The organism is Nonomuraea aridisoli (assembly GCF_003236395.1).
GTDB classification, from domain to species: domain Bacteria; phylum Actinomycetota; class Actinomycetes; order Streptosporangiales; family Streptosporangiaceae; genus Nonomuraea; species Nonomuraea aridisoli.
Window position 1 is genome coordinate 1 of sequence record NZ_POUD01000541.1, and the last position, 1,670, is coordinate 1,670.

The following is a 1,670-nucleotide window of genomic DNA, read 5'->3' on the forward strand; positions in this document are numbered from 1 at the left end:
AGCTTCCTGTGATGAGTGACCGCTCCCGCGCCGCCGCCCGCCGCCGACGCCCCGCCGGCCGCTGTTGCCGTGTCGCCGGATGATGCGGCGTATGTCATCTTCACCTCCGGTTCCACTGGCCGTCCCAAGGGTGTGCTGGTGCCTCGGCGGGGTTGGTCGCACTTCTGCCGGGTGGCGCGGGACGTGTACGGCATCGAGGCCGGTGACCGGGTGCTTCAGTTCGCCTCGCTCAGCTTCGACGCGAGCGTTCAGGAGATCTTCCCTGCGTTGATCGCGGGTGCGGCCGTCGTCGTCCGCGACGAGGACATGATCAGCCGGCCCGACCTGTTCCTCGACCGCTGCGCCGGCCTTGGCGTCACCGTGCTCGCCACGGCCACGGCGTACTGGCGGGAGCTCGTGTCGGCGATCGACCGGCACGAGGCGGTGCTGCCGGCGAGCGTCCGCATGGTGATCATCGGCGGGGAGGCGGCGCACGCGCGTACCGTCGAGCGCTGGCGCGCGCGGGTCCGTCCCGGCGTGCGGCTGCTCAACACGTACGGCCCGACCGAGGCGATCGTCACGGCGACCGTCGCCGATCTGACCTCCTGGTCCGGGACCGGCCCGGTGCCGATCGGGTCTCCGTTGCCGGGAGTGACCTGCCGGGTCGTCGGACCGGACGGCGCCGAGGCCGCCGCCGGGCAGCCGGGCGAGCTGCGCATCGGCGGCGCCGCCCTGGCCACCGGCTACCTGCGCCGGCCCGAGATGACGGCGGAACGGTTCGTCCCGGGGCCGGGCGGAGCGCCCGAGTACCGCACCGGCGACCGCGTACGGCGGCTTCCCGACGGGACGCTGGAGTACCTGGGCCGGCTCGACCGGCAGGTGAAGATCCGCGGCTTCCGGGTGGAGCCGGCGGAGGTCGAGGCCGCGCTGCGCCGGCTCCCGGGCGTCGCCGACGCGGTGGTGCTGGCCGACGAGAGCGGCGGGCAGACGCGGCTGGTGGCGCACCTGCTCGTGGAGGACGGCGGGCCGGACGCGGCCGAGGTGCGCCGGCGCCTGCGCGATCAGGTGCCGCCCTACCTGGTGCCGGCCGTGATCCGCCTCCACGACTCCTTCCCGCTCACTCTTCAGGGGAAGGTCGACACGGCCGCGCTGGCAGCCGTACCGCCATCCGCGGCCGACGCCGATGTGCCGGACAGCCCCGCGAGCCCGGCGGACGACTCGGCGGGCGGCCTGGCGGGCGGCCTGACGGACAGCGCGGGCGCCCACCCGGCCGAGGCGCGCGTCCGCGGGTTGTGGGAGAGCCTGCTCGGCGTCACCGGCATCGGGCCCGCCGACGACTTCTTCGCGCTCGGAGCCGACTCGCTCCAGGCCATCCGTCTGATCAGCCGGCTGCGCCGGGAGTGCGGGACCGAGCTGAGGCTCAGCGACCTGTACGCCGCCCCGACGTTCGCGGAGGTGGTGGCGGCGGTCCGTGCGTCCGCCGAGGTGGCGGCGAAGGTCCGTGCGTCCGGTGAGGCGATGGCCGCGGGCCGAGCATCCGCCGCAGCGCCTGGCGCCATTGGAGGGACGGCGTCTGGTTCTGCTGTGGATACGGTGCCTGGCGCTGCCGTAGAGGCGGCGGCCGGTGTCGCTGTTGAGGCGTCGCTGGGGTTCGGCGCCGGGGCGTCGGAGGGCTGGGACGCGTCCGGGGA

1 protein-coding gene is annotated in these 1,670 nt (G+C 75.0%); it reads left to right on the forward strand.

Going from position 1 to position 1,670, the window contains the following annotated elements:
- Positions 1 to 69: 69 nt before the first annotated feature.
- On the forward strand, positions 70 to 1,670 hold a 1,601-nt coding region (locus tag C1J01_RS47905; RefSeq protein WP_235855163.1), incomplete at its 3' end, for a non-ribosomal peptide synthetase.